Below are 587 nucleotides of genomic sequence, written 5' to 3' on the forward strand. Positions count from 1 at the left end.
ACCAAAGGCGTGAACGAACCCTACCGCATGTTCACCAGCCGCGCCGAATACCGCCTGCAACTCAGGGAAGACAACGCCGACATGCGCCTGACCGAAGACGGCCACAAAATCGGCTTGGTGAGTGAAGCGCAATGGCGCATGTTCAACGAAAAACGCGAAGCCATCGAACGTGAAATCCAACGTTTGAGAACAACGTGGTACACGCCGCAAAAACTCGCCGAAGACGAACAAATCCGCGTGTTCGGGCAAAAACTCAGCCGCGAAGCCAACCTGCACGACCTCCTGCGCCGCCCGAACCTCGACTACGCCGCACTGATGACGCTCGAAGGTGCAAGGTCGTCTGAAAACCTCTCCGCTGAAGTCATCGAACAAGTCGAAATCCAAGTCAAATACCAAGGCTATATCGACCGCCAAAACGAAGAAATCGACAGCCGCCGCGACATCGAAACCTTAAAGCTGCCCGACGACATCGATTACGCGAAAGTCAAAGGTTTGTCGGCAGAAGTACAGCAAAAGCTCAACCAGCACAAACCCGAAACCGTCGGCCAAGCCAGCCGCATTTCCGGCGTAACCCCTGCGGCAGTGGC

1 pseudogene is annotated in these 587 nt (G+C 55.7%); it reads left to right on the top strand.

From position 1 onward, the window contains the following. Window positions 1-587: pseudogene (gene gidA / locus ACI43T_RS11980) on the top strand (tRNA uridine-5-carboxymethylaminomethyl(34) synthesis enzyme MnmG); the annotation flags it as partial.

Source organism: Neisseria oralis (assembly GCF_045062685.1).
GTDB lineage: Bacteria > Pseudomonadota > Gammaproteobacteria > Burkholderiales > Neisseriaceae > Neisseria > Neisseria oralis.